Annotated in this window: 16 protein-coding genes; 3 read left to right on the plus strand and 13 right to left on the minus strand. The window is 33.1% G+C overall.

All coding sequences use genetic code 11. The features are described 5' to 3' along the window. Nucleotides 1–170: 170 nt before the first annotated feature. From DIU01_RS03490 to DIU01_RS03500, 3 genes are read right to left on the minus strand one after another with little or no spacing between them, the layout of a single operon-like run. Nucleotides 171–2,873 (minus strand): carboxypeptidase-like regulatory domain-containing protein, encoded by a 2,703-nt coding sequence (locus DIU01_RS03490; protein WP_290831858.1) that lies wholly within the window; start codon nt 2,871–2,873, stop codon nt 171–173. Nucleotides 2,874–2,899: 26 nt separating this feature from the next. After that, nucleotides 2,900–3,724, minus strand: a complete 825-nt coding sequence (locus DIU01_RS03495; protein ID WP_290831859.1) for a GLPGLI family protein — start codon at nt 3,722–3,724, stop codon at nt 2,900–2,902. 41 nt (nt 3,725–3,765) lie between these two features. Beyond that, the gene (locus tag DIU01_RS03500) at nt 3,766–4,680 is read right to left on the minus strand and encodes a GLPGLI family protein (RefSeq protein WP_290831860.1); all 915 of its coding nucleotides are present in this window, start codon (nt 4,678–4,680) and stop codon (nt 3,766–3,768) included. A gap of 127 nt (nt 4,681–4,807) precedes the next feature. Between DIU01_RS03500 and DIU01_RS03505 the strand changes: the two genes are divergently transcribed. Next, a complete protein-coding gene (locus DIU01_RS03505) occupies nt 4,808–5,596 on the plus strand; it encodes a hypothetical protein (protein ID WP_290831861.1) in 789 nt (262 codons plus the stop codon). Next, nucleotides 5,596–6,210, plus strand: a complete 615-nt coding sequence (locus DIU01_RS03510; protein WP_290831862.1) for a deoxynucleoside kinase — start codon at nt 5,596–5,598, stop codon at nt 6,208–6,210. Before DIU01_RS03505 ends, DIU01_RS03510 begins: the two co-directional genes overlap by 1 nt. A 160-nt stretch (nt 6,211–6,370) precedes the next feature. Here the strand turns inward: DIU01_RS03510 and DIU01_RS03515 are convergent, their stop codons facing one another. The 6 genes from DIU01_RS03515 to DIU01_RS03540 all read right to left on the minus strand — a co-directional run bounded on the left by DIU01_RS03515 (nt 6,371) and on the right by DIU01_RS03540 (nt 16,200). Continuing rightward, nucleotides 6,371–8,848 (minus strand): glycoside hydrolase family 2 protein, encoded by a 2,478-nt coding sequence (locus DIU01_RS03515; protein WP_290831863.1) that lies wholly within the window; start codon nt 8,846–8,848, stop codon nt 6,371–6,373. Then, on the minus strand, nt 8,845–9,513 hold the full coding sequence (locus DIU01_RS03520) for a copper homeostasis protein CutC (RefSeq protein WP_290831864.1): 669 nt from the start codon (nt 9,511–9,513) through the stop codon (nt 8,845–8,847). Before DIU01_RS03520 ends, DIU01_RS03515 begins: the two co-directional genes overlap by 4 nt. A gap of 88 nt (nt 9,514–9,601) precedes the next feature. Further along, nucleotides 9,602–10,594: an isoaspartyl peptidase/L-asparaginase family protein gene (locus DIU01_RS03525; RefSeq protein WP_290831865.1), complete on the minus strand. Its 993-nt coding sequence runs from the start codon at nt 10,592–10,594 to the stop codon at nt 9,602–9,604. Between the two features lie 12 nt (nt 10,595–10,606). Beyond that, nucleotides 10,607–12,874 (minus strand): glycoside hydrolase family 20 protein, encoded by a 2,268-nt coding sequence (locus DIU01_RS03530; protein WP_290831866.1) that lies wholly within the window; start codon nt 12,872–12,874, stop codon nt 10,607–10,609. A gap of 96 nt (nt 12,875–12,970) precedes the next feature. After that, nucleotides 12,971–15,565: a sodium-translocating pyrophosphatase gene (locus DIU01_RS03535; protein ID WP_290831867.1), complete on the minus strand. Its 2,595-nt coding sequence runs from the start codon at nt 15,563–15,565 to the stop codon at nt 12,971–12,973. 101 nt (nt 15,566–15,666) lie between these two features. After that, the gene (locus DIU01_RS03540) at nt 15,667–16,200 is read right to left on the minus strand and encodes an inorganic diphosphatase (protein ID WP_290831868.1); all 534 of its coding nucleotides are present in this window, start codon (nt 16,198–16,200) and stop codon (nt 15,667–15,669) included. A 200-nt stretch (nt 16,201–16,400) separates the two neighbouring features. Here DIU01_RS03540 and DIU01_RS03545 point away from each other — a divergent pair, with 200 nt between their 5' ends. Next, the gene (locus DIU01_RS03545) at nt 16,401–16,844 is read left to right on the plus strand and encodes a DoxX family protein (RefSeq protein WP_290831869.1); all 444 of its coding nucleotides are present in this window, start codon (nt 16,401–16,403) and stop codon (nt 16,842–16,844) included. A gap of 1 nt (nt 16,845) precedes the next feature. On the opposite strand, the gene DIU01_RS03550 is transcribed toward DIU01_RS03545, so the two are convergent. From DIU01_RS03550 to DIU01_RS03565, 4 genes are all read right to left on the minus strand, one after another. Then, entirely contained in the window at nt 16,846–17,439 is a 594-nt protein-coding gene (locus DIU01_RS03550; RefSeq protein ID WP_290831870.1) for a DNA-3-methyladenine glycosylase 2 family protein, read from the minus strand. Then, nucleotides 17,424–17,672: a hypothetical protein gene (locus DIU01_RS03555; RefSeq protein ID WP_290831871.1), complete on the minus strand. Its 249-nt coding sequence runs from the start codon at nt 17,670–17,672 to the stop codon at nt 17,424–17,426. The genes DIU01_RS03550 and DIU01_RS03555 overlap by 16 nt, the downstream gene beginning before the upstream one ends. A gap of 126 nt (nt 17,673–17,798) precedes the next feature. Further along, nucleotides 17,799–20,285, minus strand: a complete 2,487-nt coding sequence (locus DIU01_RS03560) for a DUF5686 family protein (protein ID WP_290831872.1) — start codon at nt 20,283–20,285, stop codon at nt 17,799–17,801. Between the two features lie 80 nt (nt 20,286–20,365). Continuing rightward, nucleotides 20,366–21,343 (minus strand): pyruvate dehydrogenase complex E1 component subunit beta, encoded by a 978-nt coding sequence (locus DIU01_RS03565; RefSeq protein WP_290831898.1) that lies wholly within the window; start codon nt 21,341–21,343, stop codon nt 20,366–20,368. Between the last annotated feature and the right edge of the window lie 47 nt (nt 21,344–21,390).

Consider the following 21,390-nt stretch of genomic DNA (forward strand, 5'->3'; position numbering starts at 1 on the left):
TTTTTTATTCTAATATTTTGTTTTCTAAAAGGTATTTAGAACTAGTTTAAAGTATATTTTTTAATTATCTGTCTAAATTTAAATAAGTTACATTATTAGACCATATAAATTACAATAAAAAAAAACATACAATAAACTAGCGCTTTACTATTAAATATTTTTGAATTACTTTACAAATTGTATTTTAAACTAAGAATAATATATCTTGGCTGCACTGTATATTGCGATGTTCTTGTTGAGAATTGCGAGAAACTATCATCGTTTAACGAAGTTGTATTTAGCAAGTTTGTTGCTGCAATTTTGTATTCCCATTTGCTGTCTTTCTTTTGATAAATTAAACTTGCTGAAAGAAAATCATATTCGTTTTCAATTGTTTTATCGGCGTTGTAATAATGGTAAAATTCATACTCTGACACGAATGAGAAACTCTTTAAAAAGTAGTAATCTAATCGTGCTGATGGTCGGTCTGTGTAGAATTTAGAACCAGCGTAATCGTTGATTGTTAAGCTGTATCCAACCTCAAGATTTGGTAGATTTTTATAATTTGTAGAAAGTGACAGTGAGTGCACTTGTGTGAAACTTTCGTTAGTTACCAAAATAGTATTTTGAATATTATTAAATTTAGACCAGTTCAAATTTGTACTTAATGAGGCCTTGTAGTTTTTCAAGAAAGAACGTCCGTAGCTTGCAAAACCTGAAATTGCTTCGTCTGCAAAATCAGAATTGAAAGGTGAAGAAGATTGATTTACTCCATCAAAAACAGATTGCGTTTTTACTGCATCTAACGTTTTATTGTAACTTACTCTAGCATTTATGTTCTCGAAATTGAACATATTAAATTTTCTAAAAGTTAGCGAATGTGACTGAACTGTTGCGTTTTCTAAAGCTCTATTTCCTCTTGATAAACTGTTGTAACCGTTTAAAACAAAACCTTCGGCAAGACGATTGATATCGGTAAAACTATTGGTTAATCCGAAATTATACGTTAATGTTTCTGATTTTTTTATTTGATAAATAGCAAGGAAATCAGGTAAAATTCTAAAGAAATTCATGTTGAATTTAGAACCCAATTGCGTATTGGTCATGTTGTAAGTATGAAAACTAACTCCTGGCGTAAACGTAAATTTTCCAGATAGAATTTTATAATGCAATCCTAAAAACGCATCGTTGAAATTGTAAGTTACATCGTTGGTATTAGCTGGATTGTTTAAATCATTCACTGAACCATCGTCTAAAACTTGGTAAATTGAAGAGTCAAAAGTTTGGTGTGAATAAGTATTTCCTAGAGTTACATTGATATTACTTTTAGGCGTAACCATATAGTAATAATCTAATTTCGCATCGATTTTATTGGTTTTCACAAAACGACCTTGATTGATGTCATTTCTATTCTCGCCAGAAGTATAACCTAGTAAATTAAAAGGTTGTGTTTCTAAATTGGCGTTGTAAAATGGATCTTCATCTTGGTACAAATGTTGCATTTCGAAAGCAAAAATATTCTTGTCACTTTGTGTGTAATAAGCACTCAAATTCTGATTTAACGAAGTTGGATCTTGCGTTTTATTGGTAAAAATAGTTTCTGTATCTGATGTTCCTGAAACAATTGATTCACGTAATAAGTCATTGTTTTCGTCTTGTTTTGAAATTTTTCCTAAAACATCGTAATCCAACTGAAAACGTGCACTTGGTTTATAGCTCGAACTTAATTTGAATAACCCTAAATTACTTTTTTGGTGTGCTACTTCTTCTCTGTTTTCTGTAGAAGCAACTTCAGATGAATTTGGTACTAAAATATTAGTTTGTGACTTAGTTTCTAAATCGGTGATTGATGAAGATAGAATTCCGAATCCGCTTAAACTCCATGTTTTAGTAACGTTGTAAGAGAAATTGGTTGCTCCAAAACTGGTTTCAATTTCTTTAGCACGGTTGTTTCTTAATAGTGAAATTCCTAAATCGTTAGAGGAAACATTAAAACTAGAACCACCTTTTCCCATCATATTTCTAAAACCACCAGTGAACTTGAAATAATCTTGAATTGTAAGAGGCAACTCACCAATATTATTGAAATTAGTGATGATATTGATGCTGTATTTTGGATTGTAATAAAACAATTTCGGATTGATTACATAGCGTTCTTCGTCGTGACCAACACCAATTCCTGCAGTCATATCGCCAAACCAGAAGTTTTTCTTTCCCGATTTAAGTTTGATGTTCATCGCAATATTGTCTTGATTGTTTTCAACACCTTTTAGGATAGAATTTTCGTTGTAATTTCTAAGAACTTGGACTTTATCAATCGCGTCAGCAGGAATATTTTTAACGCCTAATTTGGTATCACCATCAAAGAAATCTTTACCTTCAACCATCAATTTGGTAACTTTCTTACCTTCTACTTCTACTTCACCATCGGCATTTACTTCAACTCCCGGAAGTTTTTTCAAGATATCTTCTAGTTTTCTTTCGGTTCCAGTTTTAAAAGAATCGGCGTTGTAAACGATAGTATCACCTTTAATAGAAACTGGCATTTCGCGTACAATTTCTACACCTTCCAATTCAATTCCGCCTGGTTCAAGAGTAATGTTTTGAGTAATATTTTCAGATTGCGTTGTAATCGTTATCTCCTTATTTTGCATTCCGAGATAACTTATCTTTACATTATAGGTTGCGTTTTTGTTTAAATTTAAAGCAAACTTCCCTTTTTCATTGGTAATTCCGTAGGAATCAACAGCTTTTGTAGCTTGATTTACCGCCATAACATTAGCCATTTCAAGAGGTGTTTTACCCGATTCTAGAACAGTTCCCTCAAAACGAATGGTTTGAGAAATTGCAATTGTAGAAGTAAATAAAAGAGCGAATAGTAGTATTTTTTTCATTGGATTGAGTTGGAATAGTTCTAATTTTATCGAATAACATTTATTTGAATAGCACCGTTTTCGTCTTTCATACTATTCATTTTATCTTCTGAAATTTTATCAAATTGTTTTCTTGTGACTTTTTTACCATTTGACGGTTTCTTAAAAACAATTTGTTCCTTAGGATTTAACACAACTTTTGAACAAACAATAGTTGTTTTTTGACCATCATTAACTTCAAGAATTAAACCTGGCAAACCCCAAAAATTTCTTGGTCCGTTATTTACTGGAATATCTTGAGTAAACCAAGCAGTTACCAATTTTGGTTTTGGTTCTTCAAGGACAATAAAATTAGTCTTTGCAGTTTGTTGCTTTTTTAAATCTGCTTCATAAGATTCCTTTTCTTCTTTCGTTACCGGAATTTCTACAGTGGCTTTTTGACAATTATAATCGCCAATTTTCTTGAATTCATCAACTAACTTCCAATCCCATTTAGTTAATTTATCTACAATCAAAAATTCTTTATCGAACAAATCTTGCTCCTCAATTTCAATACCTTCTTTAATGTCTTTAAAATATTTTCCTTCACTGCCAGAAATAAAAGAGGTTGAATTTAATGGATTATCCAGTTTTTGTTCTTCTTCAAATAACGATTGAGTTTTATCAAATTTAAGAGTAAATGTCTTTTGAAAACTTTTCTTCATTTTCTCCATGATTTTACTTTTTTGATCATCGGACATTCCTGGAACTTCAAATTTCAATCCGCTTATATCAGTTAGTGATTGATAAGTCGCAATTCCTTGAAAAGTTTGTTGTGCATTTGAATTTAAAGTAGCAAAAAATAAAAATGAAAGTATAATAAATTTTTTCATTGAGTTAGATTGTGGTTAAGTTTGTTTGTTTAGCGAAAAAATTATCTTCCCATTCTCATTTGCATTCCGCCTCTTCCGCCTTGACCTTGATTCATCGATCTAAACTCTTCCATTTTTTTAATAATAGTTTCGTCATAATCTTTTTGAGAAATTACTTTTCCGTTATTTGGAGCTTTAATTTCAGCTTTATCTTTTGGATTCAAAACAATTTTAGAACATAAAATTATTGTTTTACCATCGTTCACCTCAAGAATTAAACCTGGTAAACCCCAGTAACCTTCTGGACCTTGATTTACAGGAATATCCATTGTGTACCAAGCTGTAATTGTAATTTCTTTAGGCATATCTAATTCGTCGAAAAAGCTAGTAGTTTTTGCTTTCCCATCGGTTGCTTTTGCTTCTTCAGCTTTCTTTTCCTCAGCTTTTTTATCTTCCTCTTTTTTAGGTCTGAAATTTCTAAAATCGGTTTTACTTGCCGGAATTACCGCCGTTGCTTTGTAACAAGTGTAACCACCAATTTGACGAGTTTCACCTTCCATTTTCCACTTATAAGTCGTTAAAGAATCTTTTATTAGAAATTCTTTTCCCATAAATTCTTTATCAACCGCATACGATTTGTCTTTTACGTTTTTATAATACGTTCCGCCGCCGCCCATCATAGAAGACATCATTCGCATTCCGCCACCTTGTCCTGGAGCGTCTAATTTTTCTTCTTCTTTATAAATAGAAGCTTGTTTATCAAAATTTAGAATGAATGTTTTTTCGAACATTTTTTTCATTCGCTCTTCAATGTTTTTCTGCATTTCTGGAGTAATATCTCTGTTTCCAGCAAATTGAGATTTAAAATCAGACGTGCTCGTTTTTGATTCATAAACTGCCATGCCTTGAAAATCTTTCTGCGCATGCGAAACAATAAAAGTTAGCATCAAACTAACCGAAAAGAATATTTTTTTCATAAGAAGTTGTTATTTAAAATACGACGTAACAAATATGACGATTGAAATTCTGTTTTGTTACCAAATTGATGTTAAAATAATTAGTAAGACTTTAAAAAAATCAAAAGGTTTAATGTAATTTAGCATTATGTTTAAAAAATGGTTGGCAATTTTATCTATTTTATCAGTTTCAGTTGTATTTGCTCAGAAAATTACAATCGAGAAAAAAGAGTTCGTTGCACTAAATGCCACTGAATTCATTGGCTTTGATGCTTTTAAAAATTATTTTTACATACAAGACAATGTAATTTATAAAAAAACAGATGTTGAATTGCTTCAATATCAAAATCTTGCCTTAGGAAAAATCACCAAAGTTGATATTCTAAATCCGTTGAAAGTTATTGTTTTTTACGAAGAATTTAATTCGGTAATCATACTCGATAATTTCCTAAACGAAATACAAAAAATCGAATTCTCCAACCTCGAAACTCCAGTTGTAACTAGCGCAATGGGAATTTCTGGACAAAATAAATTATGGCTTTTCAACACCTTAAATCAGCAAATTGGTTTGTATGATTTGACGACCAATCAATACCAAAATCTCGGAATTCCAATTAACGACGGAATTCAATATTACCAAACCGATTTCAACTATTTTCATTGGATTGACAAGCAAAACAACTGGTTTACTTGCACCATTTTCGGACGAATAATTGCTAACGGAAAAACAGAATTTGCTACAAAATCCAAATTCATATCAGAAAACAAAATGCTCTTCTCAAAAGATGACAAGCTCTATTTGAGCGACCTAAGCACAAACAAAACCTACGAAATAGAAATTGTTGAGAAAACGTTCCAAAAATTTTATTACAAAGACCAAATTTTATCTATTTTTACCGACCAAGGAATAACAAATTATAAAATTACTTTACCATAATGCATATAGCTGTAGCAGGAAATATTGGCGCTGGAAAAACAACTTTAACTAAATTTTTAGCCAAACACTTTAAATGGGAACCTCATTTTGAAGACGTAGTTGACAATCCATATCTAGACGATTTTTACCATCAAATGGAACGTTGGTCGTTCAACCTACAAATTTATTTCTTGAACAGTCGTTTTCGTCAAGTGCTGCAAATTCGCGAAAGCGGAAAAAAAATCATTCAAGACCGAACCATTTACGAAGATGCGCACATTTTTGCACCCAATCTTCACGCCATGGGATTGATGACCAACCGCGATTTCGAGAACTATTCGTCACTTTTTGAACTAATGGAAAGCCTTGTTGAAGCACCAGATTTACTGATTTATTTGCGAAGCTCTATTCCTAATTTAGTTGGGCAAATTCACAAACGCGGACGCGAATATGAAAACTCCATTTCTATCGATTACCTAAGCCGATTGAACGAACGTTACGAAGCTTGGATTACCACATACACCAAAGGAAAACTATTAATTATTGACGTTGACAACATCGATTTTGTAAACAATCCCGAAGATTTAGGAATGATTATCAATAGAATTGACGCCGAATTAAACGGTTTATTTTAATATTTATAGAAGCGAATGGGTTGGGCATTTTTGTTGTCCATTTTCCTGCTTTCCGTTGCAATAAAAAATGTCCCAAAACACTTGGGACATTTTTTATTTTCTCTGCAATCAGGGCTATTTTAGAATTTGTCTTTTGTCAATATCAAAGTTCCAAACACCTTTATTTTAAAGTATCAAATAACGATTTTACAACAACATTTTTAACTGGTTTAGCGAGTTTTACAATCACCTTTTCATTTGGCAAAACATCAAAATAATTATCACTAAAAAAAGCATTTTCATCACTTGATAAATAAACATTTTTAGCCAATACATCACTCGAAACTTCAATAGTTACATCGTCAATTTTATCTATTTTAATTGTTGGTTTTGTTAGTTTCAAGTCTTTAGGTTTCACAAAATAATAAAGTGAATTTATCGTTTTAGAATTTGAACTATGAACACATTTTAAAACCGATTCGCTCAATTTAAATTGTTTAAACTCCTTTTTAGGAATTTCAAAATGTACTAAAGATGAATTTTCAGGAATTCCTCCAACAGCAACTGCATCCCACAGTTTTTCGCCGTTAAAATCATAAAGAACAAGTTCAAAAATTCCATCAAGCGCTTTTAAATCATCATTTAGTAGATAAATTTTATAATTCAAATCGTCTTCATCAACAGAAATCAACGCATTCTCAAAACTTCGTTTCACCTGATAATGAAGCGCTTTCCAATTCCCAAAATAATCCACAGAACTCCAAGAAGTCACTGGCCAACAATCGTTCAATTGCCAATATAATGTTCCCATACAATTGGGTTTGGCGCGTCGATGTGCTTCAATTGCAGTTTTCATTCCATCCGCTTGCAGCAATTGAGAAACATAAATATAATCTTCAAAAGATTTCGGAACTTTGTAATCGCGTTCCATATATTCATTAATTGTTTCATATCCAGTTCCGTGCTTTTGATGCGATTTCACCGATTCTGAAGTCAAATTCAACTCTTCTTTTGATGCAAATTTTTTAAACGTTTCCAAATTGGGCATTCCTTGAAAACCGTATTCACTCATGAATCGACCCACTTTTTTCTTGTAGTTTTCAAATGGTTCTTTTCCCCACCAAATTCCCCAATAATGCGAATCGCCTTGCAGTAAACTTTCCTTTTTTCCCCAACCAATTGACGGTGATGATGGCCAATAAATATTCTTTTCCTGAGAAAGTAAACTGTCCAAAGTTTTCGGAATTACGCCATAAAATAATTTGTCATAATCGTTCCAAATCTTAGTAGAATCTTGTGCAGAATACTTGTATTGCTTTTGCCAACCCCAATTTTTCCAACCTTCATCACTTTCATTATTGCCACACCAAAGCGCAATACTGGCATGATTTTGCAATCGGTTTACATTATCAATCACTTCATTTTTTACATTTTCAATAAACTTTTCATCACCTGGAAACATGGCGCAAGCAAACATAAAATCTTGCCAAACGAGTATTCCATTTTTATCACATTCATCGTAAAAAGCAGCATCTGCATAAACGCCTCCGCCCCAAACTCTGAGCATATTCATATTTACATCGACGGCATTTTTTACAATATTTTTATAAACAGAATCAGAAACTCTTGGTAAAAAACTATCGGGCGGAATGTAATTCGCGCCTTTCATAAAGACAGGAATTCCGTTTAATTTTATGTAAAAACTAGTTCCGATTTTATCTTTTTCCTGAATCAATTCAATCGTTCTCAAGCCAATATTTAACTTTTTACCATCAATAATTTTATCATTTTCCAAAACATTAATTTGAAAAGAATACAAATGTGCTTCTCCTAATCCATTCGTCCACCAACGTTTTGGATTGGTAATTTCACAAGGAAATTGAATTCTATTTTTACCTTTTTTCAAATAAAAACTTGAAGTTTTATCATTGATTTTCAAATTGTAATTCCCAGCTTTTTGACAATTCAGCGTGATTATAAAATTGAGTTTTGCCAAATCATCCGTCAAACTATTTTGCTCGTAGCGAATAGTTTCAATTTTTAAATTATTCCAAAAATGAAGTTTAATTGGTTTGTAAATTCCAGCAGTAACAAATCTCGGACCCCAATCCCAACCGTATTGATATTGTGCTTTTCTTGTGAAAACTTTTTCGTCACCTGGTAAAACATACGGTAATTTTTTAGCTTCTGCTTTTCCGAAATTTACAGCCGATTTAAATAGTATTTTAAGATGATTTTCTCCTTTTTTCAATTTATTTTTTACCGATGCGTTCCACGTTCGAAACATATTATCGGCTTCAAAAAGCAATTTTCCGTTTAAAAAAACGGTTGCATACGTATCTAAACCTTCAAATAGCATATCGATATTTTGATTTTTAAATTCCGCTTCTGAAATAGTAAACTTCGTTTCATATTCCCAATCCTCGATTTCAATCCATTGCAATTGCTTTTCATTTGTTCCCAAAAATGGATCTGGAATTATTTTATTGGCAAATAAATCGGTGTGAACTGTTCCAGGAACTTTCGCTTGAAGCAAATTATAATCGCCTTTTTTGCGGAATTTCCAGTTTTCGGAACTTAAATTGCGTTCGCTATTTTGAGACCATATAAGCAATGGCATCAGAAAAGATAAAATCGATTTTATCCAAATATATTTCATTTCAAAATTGATTTTAAAGCTGTAATTTCATCTGAACTTGCAGTTTCAGTTCCGTTTGTAATAGCAGAAGAATGGTAGAAAGTTGCTTTTGTTTTTTCTTGAATAAAATCAAGATTTGTGGCACGCAAACCTCCGCCAGGCATTATCGTTATTCGATTATTTGATTTTAAAACCAATTTCGCCAATCTATTTACACCTTCAACAACATTTGGCATTTGACCTGAAGTTAAAATCGTTTGAAATCCACATTCAATAATTTCTTCCAGCGATTGAAAAACATCTGAAACTTCATCAAAAGCGCGATGAAAAGTACATGGAAATGGTTTGGCTAAATGCACTAATTCTGTGTTTTGAATAATATTTATCGAATTATCTTCATTTATAATCCCAAAAACAAATCCGTTTACATTTAGTTTTTTGAATTCGATTATTTCCAATTTCATTTGTTCAAATTCAGCATCAGAATACACAAAATTTCCACCACGTGGTCGAATCATCACATTCAAATCGATAGCAATTAATTCTCTAACTTTTTTGGTGATTTCAAAATCTGGTGTAGTTCCGCCAACTTCAATTCCTGCACAAAGTTCTACTCTATCGGCTCCATTTTTCTGGGCGACAACTGCAGACTGAAGATTAAAACAAGCGATTTCGAGTTTATTCATTATTTCATATGTAGCTATTTATTGTTTTTTAATGGTCATATGTAATTCGCATGACAACATCTTTGTTGATTACAAATTTTCATTAAACTCATTTCAAAAAGTAATCAGCATCGACCAATTTATTTCCAGAATTTTGGTTTACTGCATAATTAAATCCGCCTTGAATGCAATACGAACCGTACTCACCTTTTTTATTTAATGCAATGAAACCAACTTGAATATCATTGAGATTTTTACCTCTATTTTTTGTCAATTTTACAATTCTGGCAACTGCTTCTTCGCATGCTTTTTGAGGAGATTTTCCTTGACGCATCAATTCTACAACCAAATGACAACCCGAAATTCGCATCACTTCTTCGCCATGACCAGTTGCAGTTGCTGCTCCAATTTCGTTATCAACATACAATCCAGCACCAATAATTGGCGAATCACCAACGCGACCATGCATTTTAAAAGCCATTCCGCTTGTTGTACATGCGCCAGATAAATTTCCTGAACTATCAAGCGCAATCATGCCAATAGTATCGTGATTTTCAATATTTGCTATGGGTTTGTACTGACTGGTTTTGAGCCATTCTTTCCATTCTTTTTCAGATTCTTCAACTAATAAATTTTCTTTTTGAAAACCTTGAGAAAGTGCAAATTGTAATGCGCCATCGCCAACCAACATTACGTGTGGTGTTTTTTCCATCACGGCACGCGCCACAGAAATTGGATGTTTAATATGCTCTAAACATGCGACAGAACCAATATTAGAATTTTCGTCCATAATGCAGGCGTCGAGCGTTACTCGTCCATCACGATCTGGTCGTCCGCCATAACCAACACTTCTCTCTGTTGGATCGCCTTCTGGAATTTTTACTCCAGCTTCTACAGCATCGAGTGCGCGACCGTTGTTTTTTAGAATTTCCCAAGCCGCGCCATTGGCTTTTACTCCGAAATTCCATGTGGAAAGAACGATTGGCTTATTTACTTTTCCATCAGAAAATGGAATTTCATCTTCGTTGGATTTGAACGAATTTAAAGCCATTGCCACCGAACCAATAGCTGCGGTTTTTATAAAATTTCTACGATTTGCCATACTTTTATTTTTTTATTCTACACCAATTTCGTCAACAAACAACCAAGCATCTGAACCTGCGCCCGGATTTCCATCTGATATTTTACCTAAATTGGTTGCAATTACTTTTATGAATTGAGCTTTCTTTGATTTAACTTCTAAAACAACTTCACCTTTTAAATCTTTAATTTCTGAGGAATTGAGTTGGGCAATACTTTCAAAATTTTGTCCATCATTTGAAATTAAAACTTCTATATTTTTTGGGAAATAAATCCAACTTCCTTGACTTTCAAGAACACAAAGCGTGACTTTATTTATTGTTTCAGATTTACCCAAATCGATTGTAGCATTCAAATCTTTACCGGAAAAACCCAACCAATCACGACCAAATTTACTTCGATTTCCAATAATTCCATCAACCAAAGTTAATGCGCCACCGATACTATAATTTTCATGTGGCTGATTGATTAAAGTTATCTTTTTTCCGACTGCTTTACTCCAAAAAAATCGTTGTTCAATTGCCGCACTTTTTTGTTTTTCGCTTTCAAATAATGCAGCTTTTATGGTTTGACCTTTACTAATTTCAATTGGATTTGAATATGGAATTGAGCTTGAATTTGGATTCGAACCATCTGTTGTGTATCGAATTCCGTTAGAATTAGTAGCCGATTTTAGTTCGAATAAAACTCCGTTTCCAGAAACAGAAGGTTTTACTTTTGTGGTAATTTCAAAAATTGATTTACTGTAATTGATTCCTTTTTTGTCGAAAATATCAAAATGTTGGATCATCCTATTTTGAAAATCGGCATATTTTTCTGGGTTTGATGTTCCCCAAACTACTTCCGACAAGGCTAACATTCTTGGAAAAATCATGTATTCAGCATGACTTGGCGTTTCAATGTATTCGGTCCAAAGATTGGCTTGAGCTCCGAGAATATATTTGCCTTCATCTGCTGATAATTCTTTTGGAGTTGGATTGAAAGAATAGACTTTTTCAACGGTTGTATATCCGCCAAAAGCTATTGGTTCGTTTTTTGGTTCACCTTGATAATGATCAAAATAACAATGCGAACCTGGCGACATTACTACAAAGTGATTTTGTTTGGCTGCAGCAATTCCGCCTTCCGTTCCGCGCCAACTCATCACTGCAGCATTTGGAGCTAATCCGCCTTCGAGAATTTCGTCCCAACCAATTATTTTTCGACCTTTAGAATTTACAAATTTCTCGATTCTTTGGATGAAATAACTTTGTAATTCGTGTTCGTCTTTTAAGTTTTCGTCTTTGATTCTTTTTTGACAATTCGGACAAACTTTCCAACGCACTTTTGGAGATTCATCGCCACCAATATGAATGTAATTTGATGGAAATAAAGCGATAACTTCGGATAAAATGTTTTCTAAAAACGCAAACGTTTCGTCTTTTGGACAAAAAACATCGTCTAAAACACCCCAAATTTTTCCAACTTCAAATGGTCCACCAGTACAAGAATATTCTGGATAAGATGCCAATGCTGCAACTGCGTGACCAGGCATTTCTATTTCAGGAATTATGGTAATGTGCCGTTGATTTGCATAAGCGACAATTTCTTTAATATCCTCTTGCGTGTAAAATCCGCCATAGCGTTTATCATCAAATTTTTGATCAGAATAGTGTCCAATCATGGAACCATTTCGCCATGCACCAACTTCGGTAAGTTTTGGATATTTTTTGATTTCGATTCTCCAACCTTGATCGTCTGTAAGATGCCAATGAAAAGTATTCATTTTGTACATGGCGAGATAATCGATGTATTTTTTGATAAACTCTTTTGGAAAGAAATGTCTGGCGCAATCGAGATGCATTCCGCGCCAAGCGTATTTTGGTTGGTCAGAAATTCTTATCCAAGGAATTCTACCTTCTTTTTTACCGTCAAATTTAATTAGTTGAGAAAGAGTTTGAATTCCGTGAAAAAGACCTTGATTTGAAAAAGCTGATAGTACAATTTTATTATTTGAAACGTTTAATTCATATTGCTCTTTGTTGAAATTTAAGGTGTCTGGCAATTTTAAAATAAGTTGAATACTTTTTGAACTGTACTTTGAATCAATTTTTAAATCTAAACCTGTTTGTGATTTTATTATTTGTTGTAAATACTTTGCTTCAAACGAATTTTTATCTGATTGAATAGTTGTTTTAGAAGTTAAAAAACAACTCCCTTTACCTAGTAAAATTGATTTTGGTTGCGGAATTAACGGCAATTGATTCTGGGAAAACGAAACATTTACCATCAAAAGCAATAAAAAGGTCAGTTTTTTAAACATAAGTATTTGTAATTATCGTTGGCTAAATTTACATAAAAAAAGTCAAAAAAAATGCCCCACTTTCGTGAGGGATTTTATATAAAACATTTTATTGTATTATTTTAAAGCGTCAACTTTAGCTTTTACTTCAGCTTCAGTTCCTTCGATAATTTCTTCAGTTACTTTACCATTAACGGTATTAGAAACAGTAGCTTTAAATTTACCATCAGCAGTTTTTTCCATAAAAACCATTTTTGAAATTTCGCTTTTAACTTCTCCCTTAAATTTTCCTGTTTCATCATACATAGCCATACATTTAGCTTTTTCTTCCGGAGAGCAACCATTTTTATCGCACATTGCTGCACATTCTTCTTTGGTCATTGAAGCACACTTGCTCATGTCGCATTTAGTAACAGATTCATTAACGTTAGCACAAGTTTTGCTTGTACAACCTTTAGCGATACATTCTTCTTTAGACATTGAAGAACATTGAGCTGACATTTCTGTACAACAAGATGCTTTTTTAGCTTCATCTGAATGACCATTTCCTAAGATTGGAGCAATTACTAAACCAATTAAACAAGTCAATTTGATTAAGATGTTCATTGATGGACCAGAAGTATCTTTGAAAGGATCACCAACAGTATCACCAGTTACAGCAGCTTTGTGAGCATCAGAACCTTTGTATGTCATTTCACCGTTAATCATAACTCCAGCTTCGAATGATTTTTTAGCATTATCCCAAGCACCACCAGCATTGTTTTGGAACACAGCCCAAAGTACACCAGAAACGGTAACTCCAGCCATATATCCACCTAACATTTCTGCGATTAATTGGTTGTTATCTCCATAAACTAATTTACCTAAAAGTACTATTGCAATTGGAAAACCGATTGTTAATACTCCCGGTAGCATCATTTCGCGCAAAGCAGCTTTTGTAGAAATTTCTACACATTTTCCGTATTCTGGTTTTCCAGTTCCTTCCATAATTCCTGGAATTTCTTTGAACTGACGACGCACTTCATAAACCATATCCATTGCAGCTTTACCAACAGAATTCATTGCTAATGCAGAGAAAACCACAGGAATCATTCCACCAACGAATAACATTGCTAATACTGGAGCTTTGAAAATATTAATACCGTCAATTCCTGTAAAAGTTACATAAGCAGCAAATAATGCTAACGATGTTAATGCTGCGGAAGCGATTGCGAAACCTTTTCCTGTTGCAGCAGTTGTGTTACCAACTGAATCTAAAATATCTGTACGAGTACGAACTTCTTTTGGTAATTCACTCATTTCGGCTATTCCACCTGCGTTATCAGAAATTGGTCCGAATGCATCGATTGCTAATTGCATTGCAGTTGTTGCCATCATTGCAGAAGCTGCAAGCGCAACTCCGTAGAAACCTGCAAAAGCATAAGAAGCCCAAATTGCACCAGCAAATAATAATACTGTTGGGAAAGTAGAAATCATACCTGTTGCTAAACCTGCAATTACGTTTGTTCCAGCACCAGTAGAAGATTTTTGCACAATTGCCAAAACTGGTTTTGTACCTAGACCTGTATAATATTCAGTAACTGAAGAGATAACTCCACCAACCACTAAACCTACAATTGTTGCATAGAAAACTCTCATTGAAGAAATTTCTTTTAATCCTTCTCCGTAGAATTCCATTTGCATTACTTCTGGAAGCATATATTTTACTAAAACATAACAAGAGATTGCGGTTAAAACAATAGAAACCCAGTTTCCAACATTTAAAGCACCTTGAACTTGTTTTTCTTTAGCGTCATCACTTGAAATTTTCACTAACATTGTTCCGATGATTGAGAATAGAATTCCGAAACCTGCGATTGACATTGGCAATAAAATTGGACCAATTCCGCCAAAAGCGTCTTGAATACTTCCGCCCATATCTTTAATAACATAGTTACCAAGAACCATTGCAGCCAAAACTGTTGCTACGTAAGAACCAAATAAATCGGCACCCATACCGGCAACGTCACCTACGTTATCTCCAACGTTATCAGCAATTGTAGCAGGATTTCTTGGATCATCTTCTGGAATTCCAGCTTCAACTTTACCAACTAAATCGGCACCAACATCGGCAGCTTTTGTGTAAATTCCACCACCAACTCTTGCGAAAAGAGCAATAGATTCTGCTCCAAGAGAGAAACCAGCTAAAGTTTCAAGAACGATAGTCATGTCTTCTGTTGAAGTCCAAACACCTTTCATGAAAAATTGGAATAGAATGATGAAGAAACCTGTTAAACCAAGAACTGCAAGTCCTGCAACTCCTAATCCCATTACGGTTCCACCACCAAAAGAAACTTTTAATGCTTGAGGCAAACTTGTTCGCGCAGCTTGCGTTGTTCTAACATTTGTTTTTGTAGCGATTTTCATTCCCATGTTTCCAGCTAATGCCGAAAAAAATGCTCCGAAAACGAAAGCTACTACTATTAATATGTGAGTAGTTGGAACTACAAATGAAATTCCAGCTAATACAATACTTGCTAAAACTACAAATATTGCTAATAATCTGTATTCGGCTTTTAGGAATGCCAAAGCACCTTCGTAGATGTAATCTGAAATCTCTTTCATTTTTCCATCACCGGCATCTTGTTTTAAAACCCAAGCTCTTTTGGCCGCCATAAAAAGCAGACCGATTACTGCCATAATTATTGGCACATAAATCATAAATTCATTCATAATAAACTGATTAGATAGGTTGTTAATATTTGTTAATAAAACAAACATATAAAAAAAAAGACAATCTTAATTTATCAAGATTGTCTTTTTTAATAATGTTATTAACTTTTTATACTGAATAAACCTTTTGGTCTATCTGGAATTGCTTCAAAGCGATCTATACATTCCTTTATGATTCTGTAGGCTTCTGTAACATCACCCCAACCTCCAACGTCTACTTTCTTATTTTCTAAGTCTTTATATACTTGGAAGAAATGTTCGATTTCTTTTAATAAGTGTTGGTTAATGTCTGATAAATTTTCTAATGAATTCCAAATTGGATCTGAAACTGGAACGCAAATTATTTTTTCATCTGGACCTTTGTCGTCTGCCATGTGGAAAACTCCAATTGGTTTTACTTCAATTACACAACCAGGAAAAGTTGGTTCATTAATTAAAACTAAAACATCTAATGGATCGCCATCTAATGCTAATGTTTGAGGAATAAATCCGTAATCTGCTGGATACATCATTGATGAAAATAACATTCTATCAAAACGCATTCTTTTTATAGCAAAATCGTATTCATATTTATTTCTACTTCCTCTAGGAATTTCGATTAAAACATCGAACGTTTTTAATTTATCTGCAGTCATTTTATTCTTTATTTTTTCGAGTGCAAAAGTACGTAAATAGTAAGGTTTTACAATAAAAAATCAAGAAAATTATAGCAGTTTTTGACAGTTTTTTATTTTTGAGGATAATCTAGATTTTACAATTACCAAAAAAAACTATATTTGTATTAATACTAACCAATTAAGTCTGATTTTTTGGACTTTAAAAAACTAAAAACTGTATGAATAAACTAAAATTATTTTCGGGACAACCTATTAATATGGATCTTGGGTTGTTATTAATTAGAGTTGTAATTGGCGCTTTAATGGCTTTTATCGGCTATGAAAAATTGATTCATTTTAATGAAATGGCCAATTCAGATTTCTGGGCAAAAGAAGTAAGTTTTCTTGGAATGAAAGGAGCTGTACCTTTGGCTTTAACAGTTTTTGCAGAATTTTTTTGTAGCGTACTTTTAATTGTAGGATTGTTTACAAGAGTGAGTTCGTTTTTTCTATTGTTTTGTATGGCGTATATTTTTCTTGTAATTTTTCCTGGTTCTATGGTAAGCAAAGGTGAACATGGTGTTGAGTTTAATACTGCTTTTACTTATTTTGTAATTTACTTAGGTTTGTTTTTTACTGGCGCAGGAAAGTACAGTTTGGATGCTAAATTTTTGAGAAAATAATTTAGATTTTATTTCTTTTCTTTAAATAATAATGCCAAATAGTGAAGGATGCAAATGTTCTAAATGGTTTCCAACTATCGGATAGCACTTGCATTTCTTCATTAGTTTGGCATTTATACAATTCTTTTAATGTGTTTTTGATTGCGATATCGCCAAGCGGAATTATATCTGGCGATTGCAAACAAAACATTAAATAAACTTCTATACTCCAATTTCCTACTCCTTTTATTGTGATTAATTCGGCACGGATTTGTTCTTCGGATTTGGTGGCGAAACTTTTAAAGTCTATTTCTTTAGCTATCACTTTTTGTGCTAAATCTTTTAAATAAATAGTTTTTTGTCTTGAAACACCGCACGACCTGAGTTCTTCATCGGTTGTATTTAAAACTGTAACTGGTGTTATTTTCACTAAAAGATTTTCGATTTTTATGTAACAGGCTTTTGCCGATGCTATTGAAACTTGCTGTTCGAGAATGATATGACACATGGAAGCAAATCCTTCTTCGCGTTTTTGAATGATGGGATTTCCAAAATTATCGAGAATGAATTTTAGTGTTTCGTCTTTTGAAACTAAATGGTTTATCGCTTGCTGCATAGTTTATTTCCTAATTTATATTCAATAAACATTCCTAAGAAAACTCCAATCCAACTCATCAAAATGTCATTATAATCAAAATAGATATTATGAGAAAAAATAGGGTAAAATTCTTCAAGAGTTAACCATAATCCAATAATCATTGAAGAAATAAACGATGTATTCGTACTTTTCTTAAAATTTATTTGAGATAATAAAAGTGTGAAAAAAAATCCTGCAAAAAAATTTGGCATTGTGTTCAAGAAAAAGATTCCTATCGATGAACTTTGATTTTTAAGAAAAACTCTATTATACATTAATAATAAGTACAAACAACCTAAAAAAAATCCTAATATTAGTTCTCTTTTTTTCACAACTCCCTAGAAATAAAACCCAAACGAGCCTTTAACTGTGAAATTACTTGCGTCTGGAACGTCTCTATAATTGGCTCTCCAACCAAAATCTAGGCGAAAAACTTTGAAAATATTTCCGATACCTGCGCTGTATTCCCAGTAGGGTTTTTCTGGTGCGAGATAGTTTAATCCTGATGCATTTAATTGTCTGTTTTCGTCAGAAATGGTTCCGTAAACACCTCGAAGTCCTACAATTTCTCTCCAATTTAATTTTCTCATGAACGGAATTCTTGATAATAATCGTCCTTGAAAATTGTGTTCCCATTGAAAAGTAGCGTATTCGTCGGTTACGAATTCGTAGAAATTTAGGTTGCTGAAGGTGTTTCCGATGATGAAATAGGTCTGATTTCCTGGTACAACACTCATTAATCCGAGTGGAATTTTCCCGAATGTTTTACCTAATTCCATGGTTAAATTGGTTCTTCCTAATGGTCCAATTGTGATAGGTTGTCTGTAATATAATTGTACTTTTTGGTAATCGAAATCACTATCAATTAACCCTTTAAAACCTTGGCTGTAGTTGATAAAAAAGCGACTGTATGGACTATCAACTTCGCGTCTTTCTACTCCGTAACCTATGGTTTTTCTTCCTGGCGTATATTCTACTTGAAGATTAACTTCTGATTGTTTTACTTCACTTGCTGTTGTTGTAAATGTGTTATCTGTAAAATAATCTAAACTGAACGTATTTGAAGCAGATTCTAGCGTTCTATATGAAAATCCAGTTTGAAAAGTTAAGTTTTTTACTGGTTCAAATTCTATAGCTGCTGTTGTCAAATTAATGTTGGTTAGTTTACCATTATTTCCAGAAGTAAACAAAGCGGAAGATGCAAAACTTCTACCAAGAACATCATTTGTAGTGGTTAAACTAGCGCCAATTTGCTCAATATCTCGTCGATTTCCTCCTGAGATTATTACTCGGTTTTTCTTATCGACCATCCATTTTCCTGAGATACCGTATTTGAATTTATTGTCATCGAAACCGTAAGCCGTATAACCTTGCAATCTCCATAAATCGTTTGGACCAAAATAGGTTCTTCCTCCAACTCGAAGTCGGATTCCTTCTACCTCATTGAAACCTACGGTTGAGAAAATTGGACCGTAATCGAAATTTCCAATCTCAATATAACCGCTTCCTAAGATGGAAACGAGATTGTACATTTGCTTGAATTTCTTGACCGTTTTCAAGGTATCGAGCATTTTGTAAATTCCTTGTTCGTCTTTATTGAGTTTTTCAAATCGGTTTTCGTTCCAATATTCATTTGACCTTGCATAGACGGCATTATCAATGAAATTTACTTCTTGTTTGTAGAATTTATCGGGTTTTTCTTCGTTGAATTTGTGGTTTCTAATTAAGGTTGTTCGTTTACCATAAACACCTTTAGAAGATTCTTTTTTGTTTAAAGCAAAATCAGACATCATGTGATCGCGCGTTAATAAAAACACCGAATCATTCAATACTTCAAATTCTTGTTCGATATAAATTTCTTTTACCCAGTTGATGTTGGCACTTTTTGTAACTGCCATATTGATGTTTTTAATGGCAAACGTGGTATCGTTTACCCAAAAATCACCTTTGAATGTAAGCTCATTTTTACGTCTTGGATAAAAAGCAATATTGTAACACCATTTATTATCTATAAAAGTACTGTCTGAAAGCACATAATTATAAACATCAATTCCTGTTGTTGAAAGCGGACTTGTAAAACTTTTATCGAAGAAATTCAAGTAATTATTGTAAATATTATAGTCGTTATATAAATCTTTTATGAAGGTATTTACACCGTCACCATTTGTTAATCCAGAGTTTTTATTGGCCTTTAAAATTTCTTTTACCTTACCTTTTTTATTATCACCATAAACATCAGATAATGCTTCGTTTATAAACATTGGCAAATAGGTTTTTCCTGTAACTTTAGAAGTATCAACTTGATCGAAAACGAATTCCATACCTTTAAAAATCTTGCTTTTCATGAAAGCGCTATCTATGGTATTTAAATCGAATTCTACTTTTTCGTATTTTTCATACTGATATTGATTGAACATTTTGAGTCCGTTTTTTCTTTTACGTTCCCAAATTTTTCGCAGAATATCAATGGCTGGATTATTCTTTTTAGAAGTTTTTCCTCTGAAGATTTTTACTTCTTGCAGCACTTCTTCAGCATTTAAAACAATCTTTAAATCGTACATTACCGATTTTGTAATTTCAACTTCTCTTGAACTATAACCGTCGAATGCAACAAAAAATGCTTCATAGGATTTATTAGATTCAAGATAAAAACGTCCGTCTTCATTACTAATAACTCCTTCGCTAGAATTTTTAAAGGCAATACTTGCAAAAGAAATGGGTTGGTTTTTTTTATCAACAACAATCCCACTGATTTTTGTTTGCGAAAAAACAGCACTTGAAAATAAGGCGAATACTAAAATCGGGAAAAACAATTTTTTAAACATGTGCTTACAACATTGAAATTTTAGAAAAAAAAAGCTTCATCAAATTTTCTCTGATGAAGCTTCAAATATAATAGTTTATCTTATTTGTACATTACTTTTTTCACAGCTTTAACAACATCGTTTGCATTAGGCAACCATTCTTTTAATAAAGTTGGTGAGTAAGGTGCTGGCGTATCGGCAGTTGTGATTCTTTGAACTGGTGCATCAAGAAAGTCAAAAGCCTTATCCTGAACCATATAAGCAATTTCTGAAGCTACACTTGCAAATGGCCAAGCTTCTTCAAGAACTACTAAACGATTTGTTTTTTTAACCGAAGTGATAATAGTATCATAATCCATTGGACGAACGGTTCTTAAGTCGATAATTTCACAAGAAATTCCTTCTTTAGCCAATTCATCTGCTGCTGCAAATGCTTCTTTGATAATTTTTCCAAAAGAAACTATTGTTACATCTGTTCCTTCTCTTTTTACATCGGCAACTCCAAGCGGAATGATATATTCACCATCTGGAACTTCACCTTTATCACCATACATTTGCTCGCTTTCCATGAAAATAACTGGGTCATTATCACGAATAGCTGCTTTCAACAAACCTTTAGCATCATAAACTGTAGATGGAACTACTACTTTTAGACCTGGTGTATTTGCAAACCAGTTTTCAAAAGCTTGTGAGTGAGTTGCTCCTAATTGTCCTGCAGAAGCTGTTGGTCCACGAAAAACCATTGGCATTGGAAATTGTCCAGCAGACATTTGACGCATTTTGGCAGCATTATTTATAATTTGGTCAATACCAACTAATGAAAAGTTAAAAGTCATGTATTCTACAATTGGACGACAACCATTCATAGCAGAACCAACTGCAATACCTGCAAAACCTAATTCAGCAATTGGAGTATCAATAACTCTTTTTGGTCCGAATTCGTCAAGCATACCTTTCGACGCTTTGTAAGCACCATTGTATTCGGCAACTTCTTCACCCATTAAATATACTGCTTCATCGCGACGCATTTCTTCACTCATTGCCTCGCAGATAGCTTCTCTAAATTGTATCGTTCTCATATAGAAATTTTCTTTAAATCGATTTTGGATAGCAAAAGTAAAAATTT

The organism is Flavobacterium sp. (assembly GCF_003525665.1).
Classification (GTDB): domain Bacteria; phylum Bacteroidota; class Bacteroidia; order Flavobacteriales; family Flavobacteriaceae; genus Flavobacterium.

What these genes read in the sequence shown, in the direction of transcription:
- DIU01_RS03490 (WP_290831858.1), bottom strand. Translation starts at nt 2,873, where the DNA reads ATGAAAAAAATACTACTATTCGCTCTTTTATTTACTTCTACAATTGCA.
- DIU01_RS03495 (WP_290831859.1), bottom strand. Translation starts at nt 3,724, where the DNA reads ATGAAAAAATTTATTATACTTTCATTTTTATTTTTTGCTACTTTAAAT.
- DIU01_RS03500 (WP_290831860.1), bottom strand. Translation starts at nt 4,680, where the DNA reads ATGAAAAAAATATTCTTTTCGGTTAGTTTGATGCTAACTTTTATTGTT.
- DIU01_RS03505 (WP_290831861.1), top strand. Translation starts at nt 4,808, where the DNA reads ATGTTTAAAAAATGGTTGGCAATTTTATCTATTTTATCAGTTTCAGTT.
- DIU01_RS03510 (WP_290831862.1), top strand. Translation starts at nt 5,596, where the DNA reads ATGCATATAGCTGTAGCAGGAAATATTGGCGCTGGAAAAACAACTTTA.
- DIU01_RS03515 (WP_290831863.1), bottom strand. Translation starts at nt 8,848, where the DNA reads ATGAAATATATTTGGATAAAATCGATTTTATCTTTTCTGATGCCATTG.
- DIU01_RS03520 (WP_290831864.1), bottom strand. Translation starts at nt 9,513, where the DNA reads ATGAATAAACTCGAAATCGCTTGTTTTAATCTTCAGTCTGCAGTTGTC.
- DIU01_RS03525 (WP_290831865.1), bottom strand. Translation starts at nt 10,594, where the DNA reads ATGGCAAATCGTAGAAATTTTATAAAAACCGCAGCTATTGGTTCGGTG.
- DIU01_RS03530 (WP_290831866.1), bottom strand. Translation starts at nt 12,874, where the DNA reads ATGTTTAAAAAACTGACCTTTTTATTGCTTTTGATGGTAAATGTTTCG.
- DIU01_RS03535 (WP_290831867.1), bottom strand. Translation starts at nt 15,565, where the DNA reads ATGAATGAATTTATGATTTATGTGCCAATAATTATGGCAGTAATCGGT.
- DIU01_RS03540 (WP_290831868.1), bottom strand. Translation starts at nt 16,200, where the DNA reads ATGACTGCAGATAAATTAAAAACGTTCGATGTTTTAATCGAAATTCCT.
- DIU01_RS03545 (WP_290831869.1), top strand. Translation starts at nt 16,401, where the DNA reads ATGAATAAACTAAAATTATTTTCGGGACAACCTATTAATATGGATCTT.
- DIU01_RS03550 (WP_290831870.1), bottom strand. Translation starts at nt 17,439, where the DNA reads ATGCAGCAAGCGATAAACCATTTAGTTTCAAAAGACGAAACACTAAAA.
- DIU01_RS03555 (WP_290831871.1), bottom strand. Translation starts at nt 17,672, where the DNA reads ATGCCAAATTTTTTTGCAGGATTTTTTTTCACACTTTTATTATCTCAA.
- DIU01_RS03560 (WP_290831872.1), bottom strand. Translation starts at nt 20,285, where the DNA reads ATGTTTAAAAAATTGTTTTTCCCGATTTTAGTATTCGCCTTATTTTCA.
- DIU01_RS03565 (WP_290831898.1), bottom strand. Translation starts at nt 21,343, where the DNA reads ATGAGAACGATACAATTTAGAGAAGCTATCTGCGAGGCAATGAGTGAA.